The organism is Thiothrix eikelboomii, from assembly GCF_900167255.1.
Lineage (GTDB): Bacteria > Pseudomonadota > Gammaproteobacteria > Thiotrichales > Thiotrichaceae > Thiolinea > Thiolinea eikelboomii.
Map to the genome: position 1 here is coordinate 1 of NZ_FUYB01000049.1, position 1,174 is coordinate 1,174.

The following is a 1,174-nucleotide window of genomic DNA, read 5'->3' on the forward strand; positions in this document are numbered from 1 at the left end:
CGATTTGTTTTTCTAGGTCGGTCGAGGTACATGATAAGGTCGTCGGTGAGTATATCGCTAGACACTCGTTCAACTGGTTGAATACATGACCCTTTCCTTATTCCATCCAGCAAACACTGATGAAGTTATTAAGCTTTTCACTGATGTATTTACCAACTCAGAGGGTGAGTTAGAAGGCCAAAATCTTGGTAATTTGGTTTCAAACTTGATCACTCAATCAAAACCACAAGATTTAATTGGCTGTGTCGCAACAGACATGGGCTGTGTTGTGGGGTGTATATTTTTCAGTCGCTTTACTGTTCCTAGCGGCCAAGTTGCATTTATTCTATCTCCTGTAGCCGTTTCAACAAACGTCCAAAAAACTGGTATAGGCCAACAACTAATTAACTATGGCCTAGATCATCTAAGATCACTTAAGGTCAATTTGGTGTTTACTTATGGTAATCCCGCTTATTATTCAAAAACGGGCTTTAAACAAATAACTACCAATATTGTAAATGCTCCGTTTCCACTAAGCCAGTCAATGGGTTGGCTGGCACAAGCACTAGACGGCCAACCTATTCAGGTAATGCAGGGAGCAACCCAATGCGTTGAGGCATTAAATGATCCTAAATATTGGTAGCAAAAGGCATATAACAATGCATGTGGTGTACTGAAAATTAATCAAGCCTGACCAGCATTAAACATAATTGATCGTCATTATATGATACTCCATTAAGCTAATAATTTCATTAATGGTTTTTTACTCATTTGAGCTATTTAGATAATGTATCAATACTTCACTCAAACCAATGTTTTAAAAATTATCATGGTTTTTATCCTAGCGCAAATTCTAGGCTCGGCATTAGCTGTAGGGTTTGTAGAGATTTTGCCGAAAATTTCAAAATACCCAGATGCTGGCTTTGAAATCTTAAGAGGTGGTCCTAGTATTTTGTTAATTATTTGGTTTTTTTATGATTTTCATAAAAAAGGCTACTCTCTAATAAATGAATATAAAGAAATAAGAAATCACATAGGTCTAAAAGATTTTTTTTCGATTTTAGCTTTCAACCTACTAATAGGTTTATTTTCAGTTTATGCAATAGACCTCTTGCGAAAATAATTATCCCCCAATCATCCGATTAACAAGAGCGGCGATCAACCGTAAGCGTAGCTCAAACCGTCGTCGCCGTCC

Annotated in this window: 3 protein-coding genes; all 3 read left to right on the forward strand. The window is 37.0% G+C overall.

Annotation, left to right across the window (positions count from 1 at the left end; genetic code table 11):
- Positions 1-2 precede the first annotated feature (2 nt).
- Entirely contained in the window at positions 3-89 is an 87-nt protein-coding gene (locus B5D50_RS20925) for an IS1 family transposase (protein ID WP_078924398.1), read from the forward strand.
- Positions 86-622, forward strand: a complete 537-nt coding sequence (locus B5D50_RS19945; protein ID WP_078924399.1) for a GNAT family N-acetyltransferase — start codon at positions 86-88, stop codon at positions 620-622. Before B5D50_RS20925 ends, B5D50_RS19945 begins: the two co-directional genes overlap by 4 nt.
- 144 nt (positions 623-766) lie before the next feature.
- The gene (locus B5D50_RS19950; RefSeq protein ID WP_078924400.1) at positions 767-1,102 is read left to right on the forward strand and encodes a hypothetical protein; all 336 of its coding nucleotides are present in this window, start codon (positions 767-769) and stop codon (positions 1,100-1,102) included.
- Positions 1,103-1,174 lie beyond the last annotated feature (72 nt).